Below are 13,296 nucleotides of genomic sequence, written 5' to 3' on the forward strand. Positions count from 1 at the left end.
CATCTTCGAGGCGGTCAACCCCATGGCTGCTCCATGATAGAGCGTGCCTTACCCGCTGTGCCGGAGAATGGCCCTTCGGTGCGTCCTTGCCCCAAGGAATCTATGTTCATTTTCAGAATGAAATCGCTTGCGGCGAAGCTCATCGTCATTACCGGTGCCGCCATTGCACTGGTGCTTGTCGTTTCGAACCTCTTCCTCATCGACCAGACCCGTAACCGCGTCCAGACCCTGACGCTGGATCAGGCCAACTCGGAAGCCAAGTCGATCGCCAACGAGATTGCAGCCAATGTCGGCGAGCTTGCGAGCGCTGCTCGCACCATGTCGGGCGTCGTTGGACGCGGACATGAAGGCAAGATCCTCGATCGCAAGGGTATCATCAGCATTCTGAAGGCCAATCTCGAACAGAACGCTTTCGCCTTCGGCAGCTGGTTCTGCGAGCAGCTTGGCGCCTTCGACGGCAAGACCACGGAAATCGCCAACAACAATGACGAAGGCACCAACAAGGTCGGCGCCTTTACGCCTTACTGGTCGAAGAACAGGACTGGCGACATCCAGTTCTCGACCTTCGACAACGATTACACCGCCGAATGGTGGAAGCTTGCTGCCGACAGCGGCAAGGGCGCGATCACGGCGCCCTACCTCGCAGAAGGCACCGACGTCCCGACGCTGCTGACTTCGATTGCCTATCCGGTCATGTCCGGTGGCAAGATGATCGGTGTGGAAGGCGTCGATATTTCGCTGAAATCGCTTACCGACAAGGTGCAGGCGCTGCGCCCCTTCGGCTCCGGCCGTGTGACGCTGATCGCCCAGAACGGCAACTGGATCGTCGCTCCGACCCCCGACCTGATGTCGAAGCCCTATGGCGACAATCCTGGCTCGGCTGACGTAAAGGCTGCGCTTTCGTCCATGAAGGTCAGCCTCGTCAAGAACCTCAGCTTCGACGGCCTCGATCCCTTCGACCGCGTCGTCTATCCCTTCGCAGTTCCCGGTCTGAACGCCAACTGGGTTGTGCTGGTTGACGTCCCGCACACGGCGATGAATGCTCCGGTCCAGGACCAGACCTTCATGATGGTCATCAATGGCATCATCGTGCTCGGCGCCGTGCTGCTTGCCCTCTACTTCGCCGTCCGCTCGCTTGTTCAGCGTCCGCTCGCTGGCCTCGTTTCCAGCGTCAAGGCACTGAGCGACGGAAAATATGACGAAACGGTCGCCGGTCAGAACCGCGCCGACGAAATTGGCTCTGTCGCCAAGGCTCTCGAAGGCTTCCGCTTCGCGCTTGCCGATACGCGGCGTCTCGAAACCGAGGCTGACAACCAGCGCCTTGCCGCCGAAACCGAACGCGGTCGCTCGGAATTGGAACGCCAACAATCGGTCAATCTGCAGCGTCACATCGTTTCGATCGTCGGTGCAGGCCTTTCCGAACTGTCGCAGGGCAATCTCGGCCACCGCATTACAGAGGAATTCCCCGGCGAATACGGCAAGCTGAAGCAGGACTTCAATGCTGCTCTCGCAAGCCTCGAGGAAACCATCAACACGATGAGCCTCAGTGTCGTCAATATCGGCTCCGGTACGGGCGAGATCAGTAACAGCGCCTCCGACCTTGCCAAACGCACCGAGCAGCAGGCGGCAAGTCTGGAAGAGACGGCAGCGGCGCTCAACGAGCTGACCGCCCAGGTCAATTCCAGCGCCGAGAACGCCCGCACCGCAGCTGACAACGTCAATCTCGCCTGCGAAGACGCCGAGAAATCAGGAGAAGTGGTGCAGAAGGCGATTGCCTCCATGCACGGTATCGAACAGTCCTCGACGGAAGTTTCGCGCATCATCGGTGTTATCGACGAGATCGCCTTCCAGACGAATCTTCTGGCTCTGAACGCCGGTGTCGAAGCGGCCCGCGCCGGTGAAGCAGGCAAGGGCTTTGCAGTCGTCGCACAGGAAGTCCGGGAGCTCGCTCAGCGTTCGGCGAATGCCGCCAAGGAGATCAAGACACTCATCAACACCTCGGCCGCCCAAGTCAAGGAAGGCGTCGATCTCGTCGGCCGCGCCGGCGACACGCTGCACAAGATTGCCGAGCAGGTGATGGGCATCAACGGCCTTATCCGTCAGATCTCGGCCTCGGCCAGCGAACAGGCCATCGGCCTGAAGGAGATCAACCAGGCCGTGAACCAGATGGACCAGGTCACGCAGCAGAACGCCGCGATGGTGGAAGAAACCACTGCTGCCAGCGTGACGCTGAACGACGAGGCCCAGACGTTGAAGAGGTTGGTCACCCGCTTCCGCGTCTCCGGGCAGGGAAATGCCGCGGCAACACTGCGCTCCACCGCACAGCAGATGCGCGCACCGGCTGCGCCGGCACCACGCGCGGCCGCTCCGGCACCGCGCCGAGCCGTTGCCCAGTCTCGCGGCTCAGCGGCTGTTGCCCAGGATAATTGGGAAGAGTTCTGATCGCTGATCGCATGACAAGAAAAAGGCGCCTGAGCGATCAGGCGCCTTTCTTGCATTCCGGGTAGATCGTCGACCGTCAGGCAGCGTTCGACGTCTGCTCTTCATTGAGGAAGGCATAAATCGCCGAAGCGGAATCGGTCGCGCGCAGCTTGGCGACCAGATCATGGTCGCGCAGGACACGGGCGATGCGCGAAAGCGCCTTGAGGTGATCAGCACCGGCGCCTTCCGGCGCCAGAAGCAGAAACACCAGATCGACTGGCTGGTCGTCCAGCGCTTCGAAATCGACGGGCTGTTCCAGCCGGGCGAAGATACCGACGATGGAGTGGATATTGACGAGCTTGCCGTGGGGGATGGCGATGCCGTTGCCGACACCGGTCGAGCCCAAGCGTTCGCGCTGCAGGATCACATCGAAGATTTCCCGTTCGGAAAGCCCCGTAGTCCTGGAGGCTTTTGCTGCCAATTCCTGAAGCAACTGTTTCTTGGAATTTACCCTGAGGGCGGGAATGATCGCATCCTGGTGCAGCAAATCTGCCAATGCCATTTCTTTTTCCTTCTGTCGCCGAGAGCACGGGTCCGGGGGAGCGGCGCCCTGCGCCGCTCCCCCGCCCTGATCTCAGCCTTTGATATTGGCCGAATCGATCCAGCCAATATTTCCGTCGTGACGACGGTAAACGATGTTGAGCTGTTCCTTGCCGGGGCTGCGGAACAGGAGAAGCGGCTCGTCGGTCATGTCGAGCGCCATGACGGCGGTTGCAACAGACATCGTCTTGAGCTGCTTGGTGCTTTCGGCGACGATGGCCGGAGCGAAATCGTCCGGAACCTCGTCTTCATGATCGGGAACCGCATCCATGACGGTGTAGGCGACTTCTGCAAAGCCGTTACCGTTCAGATGATTTCCGGCGTGGTGATCCTTGAGCTTCCGCTTGTAGCGGCGCAGCCGCTTCTCGATACGCTCGGATGCCGCATCAAAGGCAATCTGCGGATCCATGGCCTCGCCTGCCGCATGCAGCACGACGCCGCTATCGAGATGAAGCTTGCAATCGGCGGAAAAACGAGAGTTCGACTTTTCCACGATCACCTGACCGGAATATCCCCCGTCGAAGTATTTCGTGACGGCCAAACCAATTTGGTCCTCGATCTTTTGACGGAAGGAGTCACCAATTTCCATATGTTTACCGGATACACGCACACTCATGGAGTTTCCCTTCTTATGGTAGTTTGCGAGTATCAGTTTACGCCAAGCCTTAACCTCATCCAAGCACTTCGCGCAATCTCAAGCAAGATGAGCTCAAGTCTGCGTGTCCCTGGTGCCTTGAGGATGATGGGGATAATGCCCGGATGCCCTTCGCTGCTCCGATTGCGGCGGGCTTCTAGCGACAGCCTCCCGGAAAGTCAATAGCCCGGCACAGCGAGGTCTAGCATACGCGGAAAACGTGCATTGAAAATCCCATGAAATTGGGATGTCTCCGCCATCAACGGTTCCAGGCGGCGATCATTGGCTCGCCCCAACGTTGCAAGTCAGAAACCGGCGACCTTGGCCAGTGCGCGCTTTTCCCTGCGGCGCTGGACGGAAGAGGCGATGTTCATCGCCTCGCGGTATTTGGCGACCGTACGACGAGCGAGATCGATGCCGCCCTTTTTGAGCATATCGACGATATCATCATCGGAGAGTACCGTATCCGGGCTTTCCTGCAGGATCAGCGTGCGGATCTTGTGGCGAACTGCTTCAGCCGAATGACTGTCACCGCCCTCGACGGCGCTAATCGAAACCGTGAAAAAGTATTTCAGTTCGAAGAGGCCGCGCGGCGTCAGCATGTATTTATTCGACGTGACACGGCTGACCGTCGATTCATGCATCTTGATCGCCTCGGCCACCGTCTTCAGGTTCAGCGGCCGCAGATGATCGACGCCGTGCAAGAGGAAGGCATCCTGCTGGCGCACGATCTCGCTTGCGACCTTCATGATGGTCTTGGCGCGCTGATCCAGGCTGCGCGTCAGCCAGTTGGCGGTCTGCAGACATTCGGAGAGGAAGGCGTGATCCTCGCCGTTCTTCGCGACGCGCGAAAAATAGGACTGATTGACGAGGACCCGCGGCAGCGTATCCGGGTTGAGCTCGACCAGCCAGGCGCCATCCGAGGAGGGGCGGACCACGACGTCAGGCATGATCGCCTCTGAAACGCCAGGCTCGAAACCGCTGCCGGGCTTCGGATTGAGTTGGCGGATTTCGGCGAGCATGTCGAGCAGGTCTTCCTCATCGACGCCGCAGAGGCGTTTCAGGGTGACGAAGTCGCGGCGCGCCAGTAATTCGAGATTTTCGACCAGCGCCTGCATGGCGGGATCGAAACGATCCTTCTGGCGAAGCTGGATCGCCAGGCATTCGGCAAGGCTACGGGCGAACACGCCGGGCGGATCGAGCGTCTGCAGCGCTGAGAGCACGCGCTCGATGTCGTCTGCATCGGTACCGAGACGCTCGCCGGCTTCCGCGACATCGGCCTGCAGATAGCCGGCATCGTCGAGCTGATCGACCAGATTCTGGGCAATCAGGCGATCGGCCATATCGGGCAATATGAAGGGTATCTGCTGGGCAAGGTGGTCGCGCAAAGAGACCTGACCGGCGACGAACTCATCGAGATCGTAATTGCTGTCAGCACCTTCGGCGCTGCCCGGCATGGATTTCCACTGGCTGATGAGTTCGGGGGCGTCGAGGCGCTGCGGTGCGCCGTCATCGGGGAAGACATTGGTGTAATTGGCATCCAGCTCGTCACTCAGCCGGCTTGAGCTCCCATTATCGTACCAGTCGCCGGACAGCGTTTCGCCGCGATCCTCATATTCGCCGTCCCCCGCATCATCCGTTTGCTGCGGGTATGGTTCGTCCGCAGCCTCGCCGCGTTCCCCGGCCTCGCCCTCGTCCGACGGAAGTTCCAGAAGTGGGTTCTTCTCCACTTCCTGGGCGATGAACTGAGTGAGTTCGACATGCGTCATCTGCAGCAACTGGATGGATTGCATCAGTTGCGGTGTCATCACCAGGGACTGGTTCTGTCGCAGAAAAAGATTGGCAGACAGGGCCATGGCGGACGCGAAACTCCCTCGACTCCTCCAGGAAACCGCGTCTGATGAAGATTTCAGGCCACGGAATTCCGAGTTGGCCCAAAAATTGCTTTTTTATCCTACTTGGTCAAGCGGAACCTATGCCGCAGCCGCAATTTTCTGTCGTGCAGGACCGGTTCAGAGACTGAAATTGTCGCCCAAGTAAAGCCGGCGCACTTCCGGATTGTTGACGATGTCGTTCGCGCGTCCGTGGGTCAGCACTTCGCCAGCATGGATAATATAAGCCCGGTCGATCAGCCCCAACGTCTCACGCACATTGTGGTCGGTGATGAGAACGCCGATGCCGCGTGCCGTCAAATGATGCACGAGGTTCTGAATATCGGCAACCGAGATCGGATCGACACCTGCAAAGGGCTCGTCGAGCAGCATGAAGGTCGGGTCGGTCGCAAGTGCGCGGGCAATTTCTAGGCGTCGGCGTTCACCGCCCGAGAGAGCCACGGCGGCACTCTTGCGGAGCTTCGCGATGTGAAACTCCTCAAGCAGTTCGTCGAGCTTGTGCTCACGCGCCGCCTTGTCCTTTTCATGGACCTCGAGAACGGCGCGGATATTCTCCTCCACCGTCAGGCCGCGAAAGATCGAGGCTTCCTGCGGGAGGTAGCCGACGCCGAGGCGCGAGCGACGATACATAGGCATCGTCGTCACGTCGTTGCCGTCGATTTCGATCGTTCCCTCATCAACAGGCACGAGGCCGGTGATCATGTAGAAACAGGTCGTCTTACCGGCACCGTTAGGCCCCAGCAGACCCACAGCCTCACCACGCCGCACGACTAGCGAGACGCCATTGACGACACGCCGCGTCGCATAGGTCTTGGTCAGACCGCGTGCGATCAGCGTTCCCTGATAACGAGCCTTGTCGACAGGAGCCGCGGCTTCCGTCGCGGCTCTGCCGGACTTGGTGGATAAGGAGAATAGCTTCACGTGAAAGGTCGACTTCTCAGTTCTGCTTTGGCTGCTGACTCGGCTGCGATTTTGGATCGAGCTGAATCTGGACACGACCACCGCAGCTTTCAAGCTCCGCCTGACCGGTCGCCATGTGAACCGTGAGCTGGCAGCCGGTAAAGACGTTCGGGCCATCGGTCAGCACGACCTTCTTGCCCGTGAGGATAAAGACCTGCGAGGTCATATCGAAATTGCCATCATCGGCGGTCGCCGTCTGCGTGCCCGACGTCAGGTAAACCTTGTCGGTCACCAGGATCTTATCGATATCGGCACTACCCGAGGCAAGCGAGCTCGACTGTTCTGCAGCGACCGGAGCCGTCTCGGCAGCAGGTGCCGGCTTGGTGGCAGCATCGCCCGCTGCCGGCTGCTTCGCCTTGTCCTTGTAATAGACCGTCATCTTGCCGGCCTGCAACGTCGTCGTGCCCTGAACAACCTTGACGTCGCCAGTGAAGAGCGCCGTGTGTTCCTGGTCATGGATTTCCAGCTTGTTGCTTTCAATCTGGATCGGCTGATCGCTGGAAAGCTTCATGCCAGGCATCGTCGTCGACTGGGCGGCCGCGCCCGCGACCGACAGGACGAAGGCAAGCGCGCCTGTGATAAAAGCTACGCCCGTCTTGCGAGTTGAAATGCGACAATCTTTTGTCATGTGACCCGGCTCTTTAGGTGCCCTGTTTATGGATGGTGGATGAATCAACATTCATGCGAACGTTCCCCTCGAATGTGATCACGCGCCCCTTATCGGTTATATTCATCGACCGCGCAACAATCGAAGCATTGTCCTTGGTAATTCTGACGGGATCATCCGTCGTCATGTTTCCACCCTTGATATCAAGGTGTGCAGACTGAAAATTCGCAACGAGACCGCTGCTCAGAACAAGCGTGAACGGCGCCGTCATATGCAGATTGTCTGTGGCGCGATTGAAATCTGCCGTCGCCGCGGTCACGCGGGCCATCAGGCCGTCATTCATCGGCACGGCGGCCTTGATCGTCTCCAGCGTGATGAGATCTGGATTGCGAATATCCTGCAGTGCGCGTTCGGCGAGCATCGAATAGTTGATGCCGTCGGAGTTGCGGCCGGCGATTGCCGGCTTTTCCATCACGACCTTGCCGTTCTCGATTTTGGCGCCCTCGATCTTAATGGTTTCCGGCAGGTAAGTGCGGATCACCGAGACGGCGATGAAGATGAGGGAAATGATGAGGGCTGCGCCCGGCAGCAAGAACTTCAGGCGGCGGACACGCGCGGAATGGAACCGGGCAAGGCCATAGGCACTGTCCTTTGGCCCCGCGTATGCGGGCTTCCCGTTGTTCCTGAGGGTATCGAGCATATGCCTGGTCCGTGTGTGATGATCGTGCCGCTTATATAGCAATGCCGGGCGCCAATCACAGTTCGTTTCGCATTATTACATTGGCTTGCCAATATGGATTTTTTTCTGCAACAAGCAACTAAACCGAAAATAGCAGGTTCCCGAGGCATTTTCTCGCGGCAGCGTGCGCCTTATCTCCCCAGCGGCGGAGTACCGCCGTTGGGTTTCGTCTCTGGAGGTTGGAATGGACAGCTCGATCATCGCAGACCGCCGGCTGCTGCGCCGCAGGCTTGGCTTCTGGCGCCTTGCCGCGGTCGTGCTGCTCGTCGCGCTCGGCTTTGCGCTTTATAATTTTGCCTTCAGCGAAGGCAGCACCGCGCGGCCCCATATCGCCCATGTGACGATCTCCGGCCTGATCACCGATGATGACGAGTTGCTCGAGCGACTGGAAAAGATCAAGGACAATGATCAGGTCAAGGCAGTCGTGATCTCGATCTCCTCGCCGGGCGGCACGACCTATGGCGGCGAAAAGATCTTCAAGGCGATCCGGGCGATTGCGGAAAAGAAGCCCGTCGTCTCCGACGTCAGGACGCTTGCAGCCTCCGCAGGCTATATGATTGCGACGGCCGGCGATACGATCATCGCGGGCGAAAGCTCGATCACTGGCTCGATCGGCGTCATCTTCCAGTACCCGCAGATCCAGCCACTGCTCGACAAGCTCGGCGTCTCGCTGCAGGAGATCAAATCCTCTCCGCTCAAGGCCGAGCCCTCGCCGTTCCACGACACCAGTGAAGAAGCCAAGGCCATGATCCGCAACATGGTTCTCGACAGTTACGACTGGTTCGTCAACCTCGTTGCCGACCGGCGCAAATTGCCGCATGACGAAGTGCTGAAGCTTGCCGACGGAACGATCTACACGGGCCGGCAAGCGCTGAAGGTGAAACTCATCGATGCGGTCGGTGGACAGCCGGAAATTCGCGCCTATCTGACCTCCCGAAACGTCAGCGACAAACTGCCGGTCGTCGACTGGGACAAGAAGAGCAATACGCCCTTCTTACTCGCTGGAGCTGTTTCCCGGTTGATTACGATCCTTGGTTATGGTGATCTTGTCAAAAGTCAGGATCTCAACGGCATCCTGCCCCCAAAGTTGCTTCTTGACGGGCTGCTTTCAGTTTGGCAGGTTGGCCAGGATTGAACAAGAAATCAATAATTTAAGGGGGCGACCGTGATCAAGTCCGAATTGGTGCAGATTGTTGCGGCACGCAATCCGCATCTCTACCACCGCGATGTTGAAAATATCGTCAATGCGGTCCTCGACGAGATCACTGATGCGCTTGCCGCCGGCAACCGCGTCGAACTGCGCGGCTTCGGTGCATTTTCCGTAAAGAACCGCCCTTCCCGTTCCGGCCGCAACCCGCGCACCGGCGATACGGTCTTCGTCGAGGAGAAGTGGGTCCCCTTCTTCAAGACCGGCAAGGAACTGCGCGAGCGCCTGAACCCCGGACAAGCCGACGAAGAGGATTGATCCTCGGCATCAGGCATCAAACCGCACTTGAACTTCTCCGCGGCACTTCTATTCTGGCGTCAACGAAGCTTGCCTTCGCTAAACAGGCGCGGAGACCGACATGACCAAGAAGATCATCAATCTTTTGATTTTGCTGCCGCTTGGCGTCATCCTGATCATCTTTTGCGTCGCCAACCGGCAGAGTGTAACGCTTGCCTTCAATCCGTTCCGGCCGGAGGATCAGGTTCTTTCTCTGGCCGCGCCTTTCTTCGTTTTCCTGCTGATCGCTTTCATCATCGGCATGCTGGTGGGCTCTGCTGCGACCTGGTTCAACCAGGGCAAGCACCGCAAGCGCGCACGCGTCGAAGCCAAGGAGGCTATCCGCTGGCAGGGCGAAGCAGATCGTCACAAGACGCGCGCAGAAGAGATCGTCGGGCAATTGCCCTCGCGATGACTGCCGCTATTCCACTGGCGCCGGAGTGAAACTCAGCTCTTCATAATCGCCTTCGGGTGAGGCACCTCTGCCGGTGACCTGAAAGCCATGTGCCAGATAGAAGGCCTTGGCGTCGCGGTTGTTGACGAGGCATTTCAGCCGATAGTTATGCTCTGGCCAGCCCGGGAGCGATTGCAGCAGGGCGGTTCCCGCGCCTTTGCCCTGGAATTCAGGCAGGATATAGAGCATGTGGATGAAATCATCCGCCGCCCAGATCGAGATAAAACCGGCGATCTTCCCGTCGAGTCCCTCGCAGACGGAAACGACCTCGCCGTTGGTATGAGCGGCAAAATCCTCCCGATGAAACTTGCCGGGATCAACCCAGGTGAAGGTCTGGCGCCGGACAGACAGGTAGATGTCGGCAAGCTGCGTCACGTCTTCGGCGCAATTGGGTCGGATTTTCCAGGTCATCGGTCTTGCGTAAAAGGGATTAAGGAGGATGCCAAGCCCATGTGCCTAGCCTGCGGCCTTTTCGATGACGGCCGCATTGAAGCTCCCCCAGAAGCGTCGCGCGAGCTTTTCCAGCGTGGTGCGGATCAGCCGGCCGCCGAGCTCGGCAATCCGGCCACCCGTATCGCCGTCCGCACTATAACGCAGCAGGGTGTGCAGCCCCTCATCCACCAAGGTGACATCGGCTTCGCCCCTTGCAAAGCCAGCAATGCCGCCCCGCCCTTCCGCGGCGATGGTGTAACTGCGCGGCGCATCGACATTCGAAAGCTTGATCTCGCCGTGGAACGTCACAGAAAACAGGCCGAAGCCGACTTTGACGGTTGCGAGGAATTGCGTGGGCGACAGCTTTTCCACGCTCTGGCAGCCGGGAATGCATTGCCTGATGATATTCGGATCGTTTATGGCCGCCCATACAACATCCCGCCGCGCGGCGATGCGTTCCTCCCCGATCAGATCCATCAGCAATTCCCCATTTCCATGGTCTGACCATATCATAACGGGAAAGCGCTTTGCCAAGGTCGGACGGGATGCTATTTGCACTGGCTCAATTGAATTTAAGACGCGGAAGACCACGTTGAAACAAAGAGAACGCCGGCCTGGCGCGAGGGTAGCGACAGGCCCTTCGGGCGGACGCCGCTCCGATGCGCGGCCTGCAAAGCCGGAGAAGACGAAGGCGGCACCAGCGCGCGAACAGCGCCCGCCGGCAGCCGTTCCAGCGGTAATAGAACGCCCGCTGACGGCGCGCCACGGCGAGCTGCCTGCAGAGCGCGTGCCTGTCATCCTGGAATCGACGGGTGCCGGCGATTTCCATCTGATCGACAGCGGCAGCGGTCAGAAACTTGAACAATACGGCCCCTATCGGGTCGTGCGGCCGGAGGGACAGGCACTTTGGCAGCCGTCGCTGCCCGCCCATGTCTGGGAGAAGGTCGATGCTGCCTTCACCGGCGATACGGATGAAGAAGGCACCGGCCGCTGGCGTTTTCCGAAGGAAGCGCTTGGCGAAACCTGGCCGCTCAACCTGCTCGGCGTCGACTTCTTCGGCCGCTTCACCTCTTTCCGGCATGTCGGGGTCTTTCCAGAGCAGATCGTTCACTGGAGCTGGATGAAACAACAGGTGGAAAGCGCCGGACGGCCGCTGAAGGTGCTGAACCTTTTCGGTTATACGGGCGTTGCCTCGCTGGTCGCCGCGGCTGCCGGTGCGGAAGTCACCCATGTCGATGCCTCGAAGAAGGCGATCGGCTGGGCGCGTGAAAACCAGGCGTTGGGACGCATGGAAAAGCTGCCGATCCGCTGGATCTGCGAGGATGCGATGAAATTCATCCTGCGTGAGGAACGGCGCGGCAGTCAGTACGACATTATCCTCACCGACCCACCGAAATTCGGCCGCGGTCCGAATGGCGAGGTCTGGCACCTTTTCGAGCACCTGCCGTTGATGCTGGATATCTGCCGCGAGATCCTGTCACCGAAGGCCGTTGGCCTCGTGCTGACGGCTTATTCGATCCGCGCGAGCTTCTATTCCATTCACGAGTTGATGCGCGAGACGATGCGCGGGGCCGGCGGCGTGGTCGAATCCGGCGAACTCGTCATCCGCGAGGCCGGTCTCGACGGCAAGACGCCGGGCCGCGCACTCTCTACCTCTCTCTTTTCCCGCTGGGTGCCAAAATGAACGAATTCCACGATCGCGGCCCCCGCAAGGTCGGACAGGTGAAGGAAGTCACCTCGCTTGCCAATCCGATCATCAAAGACATCAAGGCGCTGACCAACAAGAAGTCGCGCGAAGAGAGCGGCACCTTCATGGCTGAAGGGCTGAAGCTCGTCATCGATGCAATTGAGCTCGGCTGGACGATCCGCACGCTTGTCTACGCCAAAGCTGCCAAGGGCAAACCGCTCGTCGAGCAGATGGCAGCAAAGACCGTAGCCTCCGGCGGGCTCGTGCTTGAAGTTAACGAGAAGGTGATCTCCTCGATCACCCGGCGCGACAATCCGCAGATGGTGGTCGGCATTTTCGAAACACGCTGGACGAAGCTGAGGGATGTCAAGCCGAAGGATGGCGAAACCTGGGTAGCGCTCGACCGCGTGCGCGATCCCGGCAATCTCGGAACAATCATCCGCACGGCCGATGCGGCCGGCGCTTCCGGCGTCATCCTTGTCGGCGAGACGACCGATCCCTTCTCGCTGGAAACAGTGCGGGCCACCATGGGCTCGGTCTTTGCCGTTCCGGTTGCCCATGCGACGGCAGAGGAATTCACCGCCTGGAAGAAGCATGCTGGCGTTTCCGTCGTTGCGACCCACCTTGCCGGCTCGGTCGATTACCGCACGATCGATTACAAGAAAAAACCGGTCGTGCTGTTGATGGGCAACGAGCAATCCGGCCTGCCGGAGCAGCTTGCCAACGAAGCCGATGCGCTTGCCCGCATTCCGCAGCAGGGCCGCGCCGATTCCCTCAATCTCGCCGTTGCCACCGCCGTCATGCTTTTCGAGGCACGCCGCCACCTCCTCTTACTGTCCGAGGGCAAATGACCGATCTTGCGACCGCACGCCCGGCGCTCTTTTCGCGACCGCTGCCGATCCTGATCTTCATCGTGATCGCCGTCATCCTCGACCAGATCGTCAAGATCGCCGTCGATCATTACCTGCCGCTGCAGGAAGCCATTCCCGTCATTCCGATGCTGGCGCTCTACCGCACCTACAATCTCGGCGTCGCCTTCTCGATGCTGTCGGGCATGGACGGCTGGTTCATCGTGGGGATGCGTCTGATCATCGTCGCCTTCGTGCTTTATCTCTGGCATCGCACCGCGAAGGACCGCTGGCTGGCGCATTTTGGTTATGCGCTCATCATTGCGGGGGCGATCGGCAATCTCATCGACCGTTTCGCCTATGGCCACGTGATCGACTACATCCTCTTCCACACGGAAACCTGGTCTTTCGCCGTATTCAATCTCGCTGACAGTTTCATCACTGTCGGCGCCGGCTGCGTCATTCTCGATGAGATGCTGCAGAAGCCGAAAAAGGCGGATCACTAAATTTTTAGCGGATTCCTGAAAACATTCGGAACG

At 59.3% G+C, this 13,296-nt stretch carries 15 protein-coding genes; 7 read left to right on the plus strand and 8 right to left on the minus strand.

Annotated features, from left to right (window positions below):
• Positions 1 to 102 precede the first annotated feature (102 nt).
• On the plus strand, positions 103 to 2,442 hold the full coding sequence (locus J2X71_RS04190) for a methyl-accepting chemotaxis protein (RefSeq protein ID WP_310379212.1): 2,340 nt from the start codon (positions 103 to 105) through the stop codon (positions 2,440 to 2,442).
• 76 nt (positions 2,443 to 2,518) lie between these two features.
• On the opposite strand, the gene ptsN is transcribed toward J2X71_RS04190, so the two are convergent.
• The 6 genes from ptsN to lptC form a co-directional block, all read right to left on the minus strand.
• A complete protein-coding gene (ptsN, locus tag J2X71_RS04195) occupies positions 2,519 to 2,983 on the minus strand; it encodes a PTS IIA-like nitrogen regulatory protein PtsN (RefSeq protein ID WP_029868958.1) in 465 nt (154 codons plus the stop codon).
• Between the two features lie 72 nt (positions 2,984 to 3,055).
• Positions 3,056 to 3,637, minus strand: a complete 582-nt coding sequence (gene hpf, locus J2X71_RS04200) for a ribosome hibernation-promoting factor, HPF/YfiA family (RefSeq protein ID WP_007814977.1) — start codon at positions 3,635 to 3,637, stop codon at positions 3,056 to 3,058.
• A 323-nt stretch (positions 3,638 to 3,960) separates the two neighbouring features.
• Positions 3,961 to 5,511, minus strand: a complete 1,551-nt coding sequence (gene rpoN / locus J2X71_RS04205) for an RNA polymerase factor sigma-54 (protein ID WP_310379217.1) — start codon at positions 5,509 to 5,511, stop codon at positions 3,961 to 3,963.
• Between the two features lie 156 nt (positions 5,512 to 5,667).
• Positions 5,668 to 6,468: an LPS export ABC transporter ATP-binding protein gene (gene lptB / locus J2X71_RS04210; protein ID WP_037100928.1), complete on the minus strand. Its 801-nt coding sequence runs from the start codon at positions 6,466 to 6,468 to the stop codon at positions 5,668 to 5,670.
• A 16-nt stretch (positions 6,469 to 6,484) separates the two neighbouring features.
• A complete protein-coding gene (locus J2X71_RS04215; protein ID WP_113325067.1) occupies positions 6,485 to 7,135 on the minus strand; it encodes an LptA/OstA family protein in 651 nt (216 codons plus the stop codon).
• A gap of 13 nt (positions 7,136 to 7,148) precedes the next feature.
• The gene (gene lptC, locus J2X71_RS04220) at positions 7,149 to 7,814 is read right to left on the minus strand and encodes an LPS export ABC transporter periplasmic protein LptC (RefSeq protein WP_113325066.1); all 666 of its coding nucleotides are present in this window, start codon (positions 7,812 to 7,814) and stop codon (positions 7,149 to 7,151) included.
• Between the two features lie 223 nt (positions 7,815 to 8,037).
• Between lptC and sppA the strand changes: the two genes are divergently transcribed.
• The 3 genes from sppA (at position 8,038) to J2X71_RS04235 (ending at position 9,751) form a co-directional block, all read left to right on the plus strand.
• Complete coding sequence (sppA, locus tag J2X71_RS04225) at positions 8,038 to 8,988, plus strand: signal peptide peptidase SppA (RefSeq protein ID WP_113325065.1); 951 nt, start codon at positions 8,038 to 8,040, stop codon at positions 8,986 to 8,988.
• A gap of 30 nt (positions 8,989 to 9,018) precedes the next feature.
• Positions 9,019 to 9,318: an integration host factor subunit beta gene (locus J2X71_RS04230; RefSeq protein WP_003544934.1), complete on the plus strand. Its 300-nt coding sequence runs from the start codon at positions 9,019 to 9,021 to the stop codon at positions 9,316 to 9,318.
• Positions 9,319 to 9,418: 100 nt separating this feature from the next.
• On the plus strand, positions 9,419 to 9,751 hold the full coding sequence (locus J2X71_RS04235) for a LapA family protein (protein WP_037100920.1): 333 nt from the start codon (positions 9,419 to 9,421) through the stop codon (positions 9,749 to 9,751).
• A 6-nt stretch (positions 9,752 to 9,757) separates the two neighbouring features.
• Here J2X71_RS04235 and J2X71_RS04240 read toward each other — a convergent pair whose 3' ends face one another.
• Positions 9,758 to 10,201, minus strand: a complete 444-nt coding sequence (locus tag J2X71_RS04240) for a GNAT family N-acetyltransferase (RefSeq protein WP_310379414.1) — start codon at positions 10,199 to 10,201, stop codon at positions 9,758 to 9,760.
• 45 nt (positions 10,202 to 10,246) lie between these two features.
• Complete coding sequence (locus J2X71_RS04245) at positions 10,247 to 10,699, minus strand: carbon monoxide dehydrogenase subunit G (RefSeq protein ID WP_310379416.1); 453 nt, start codon at positions 10,697 to 10,699, stop codon at positions 10,247 to 10,249.
• A gap of 115 nt (positions 10,700 to 10,814) precedes the next feature.
• Here J2X71_RS04245 and J2X71_RS04250 point away from each other — a divergent pair, with 115 nt between their 5' ends.
• The 3 genes from J2X71_RS04250 to lspA are packed head-to-tail and all read left to right on the plus strand — an operon-like array spanning position 10,815 to position 13,263.
• Entirely contained in the window at positions 10,815 to 11,906 is a 1,092-nt protein-coding gene (locus J2X71_RS04250; RefSeq protein ID WP_310379418.1) for a class I SAM-dependent methyltransferase, read from the plus strand.
• Complete coding sequence (locus J2X71_RS04255) at positions 11,903 to 12,760, plus strand: RNA methyltransferase (RefSeq protein WP_310379420.1); 858 nt, start codon at positions 11,903 to 11,905, stop codon at positions 12,758 to 12,760. The genes J2X71_RS04250 and J2X71_RS04255 overlap by 4 nt, the downstream gene beginning before the upstream one ends.
• Positions 12,757 to 13,263: a signal peptidase II gene (gene lspA / locus J2X71_RS04260; protein ID WP_310379422.1), complete on the plus strand. Its 507-nt coding sequence runs from the start codon at positions 12,757 to 12,759 to the stop codon at positions 13,261 to 13,263. Before J2X71_RS04255 ends, lspA begins: the two co-directional genes overlap by 4 nt.
• Positions 13,264 to 13,296: the final 33 nt, after the last annotated feature.

Origin of the sequence: Rhizobium sp. 1399 (assembly GCF_031455475.1) — a bacterium.
Taxonomy (GTDB): domain Bacteria; phylum Pseudomonadota; class Alphaproteobacteria; order Rhizobiales; family Rhizobiaceae; genus Rhizobium.

Excerpts from the sequence above, each read along its gene's own strand:
- hpf (WP_007814977.1), bottom strand. The coding sequence starts at position 3,637 with ATGAGTGTGCGTGTATCCGGTAAACATATGGAAATTGGTGACTCCTTC.
- lspA (WP_310379422.1), top strand. The coding sequence starts at position 12,757 with ATGACCGATCTTGCGACCGCACGCCCGGCGCTCTTTTCGCGACCGCTG.
- J2X71_RS04240 (WP_310379414.1), bottom strand. The coding sequence starts at position 10,201 with ATGACCTGGAAAATCCGACCCAATTGCGCCGAAGACGTGACGCAGCTT.
- rpoN (WP_310379217.1), bottom strand. The coding sequence starts at position 5,511 with ATGGCCCTGTCTGCCAATCTTTTTCTGCGACAGAACCAGTCCCTGGTG.
- J2X71_RS04255 (WP_310379420.1), top strand. The coding sequence starts at position 11,903 with ATGAACGAATTCCACGATCGCGGCCCCCGCAAGGTCGGACAGGTGAAG.
- lptC (WP_113325066.1), bottom strand. The coding sequence starts at position 7,814 with ATGCTCGATACCCTCAGGAACAACGGGAAGCCCGCATACGCGGGGCCA.
- J2X71_RS04190 (WP_310379212.1), top strand. The coding sequence starts at position 103 with ATGTTCATTTTCAGAATGAAATCGCTTGCGGCGAAGCTCATCGTCATT.
- J2X71_RS04245 (WP_310379416.1), bottom strand. The coding sequence starts at position 10,699 with ATGGATCTGATCGGGGAGGAACGCATCGCCGCGCGGCGGGATGTTGTA.
- J2X71_RS04235 (WP_037100920.1), top strand. The coding sequence starts at position 9,419 with ATGACCAAGAAGATCATCAATCTTTTGATTTTGCTGCCGCTTGGCGTC.
- J2X71_RS04215 (WP_113325067.1), bottom strand. The coding sequence starts at position 7,135 with ATGACAAAAGATTGTCGCATTTCAACTCGCAAGACGGGCGTAGCTTTT.
- sppA (WP_113325065.1), top strand. The coding sequence starts at position 8,038 with ATGGACAGCTCGATCATCGCAGACCGCCGGCTGCTGCGCCGCAGGCTT.
- ptsN (WP_029868958.1), bottom strand. The coding sequence starts at position 2,983 with ATGGCATTGGCAGATTTGCTGCACCAGGATGCGATCATTCCCGCCCTC.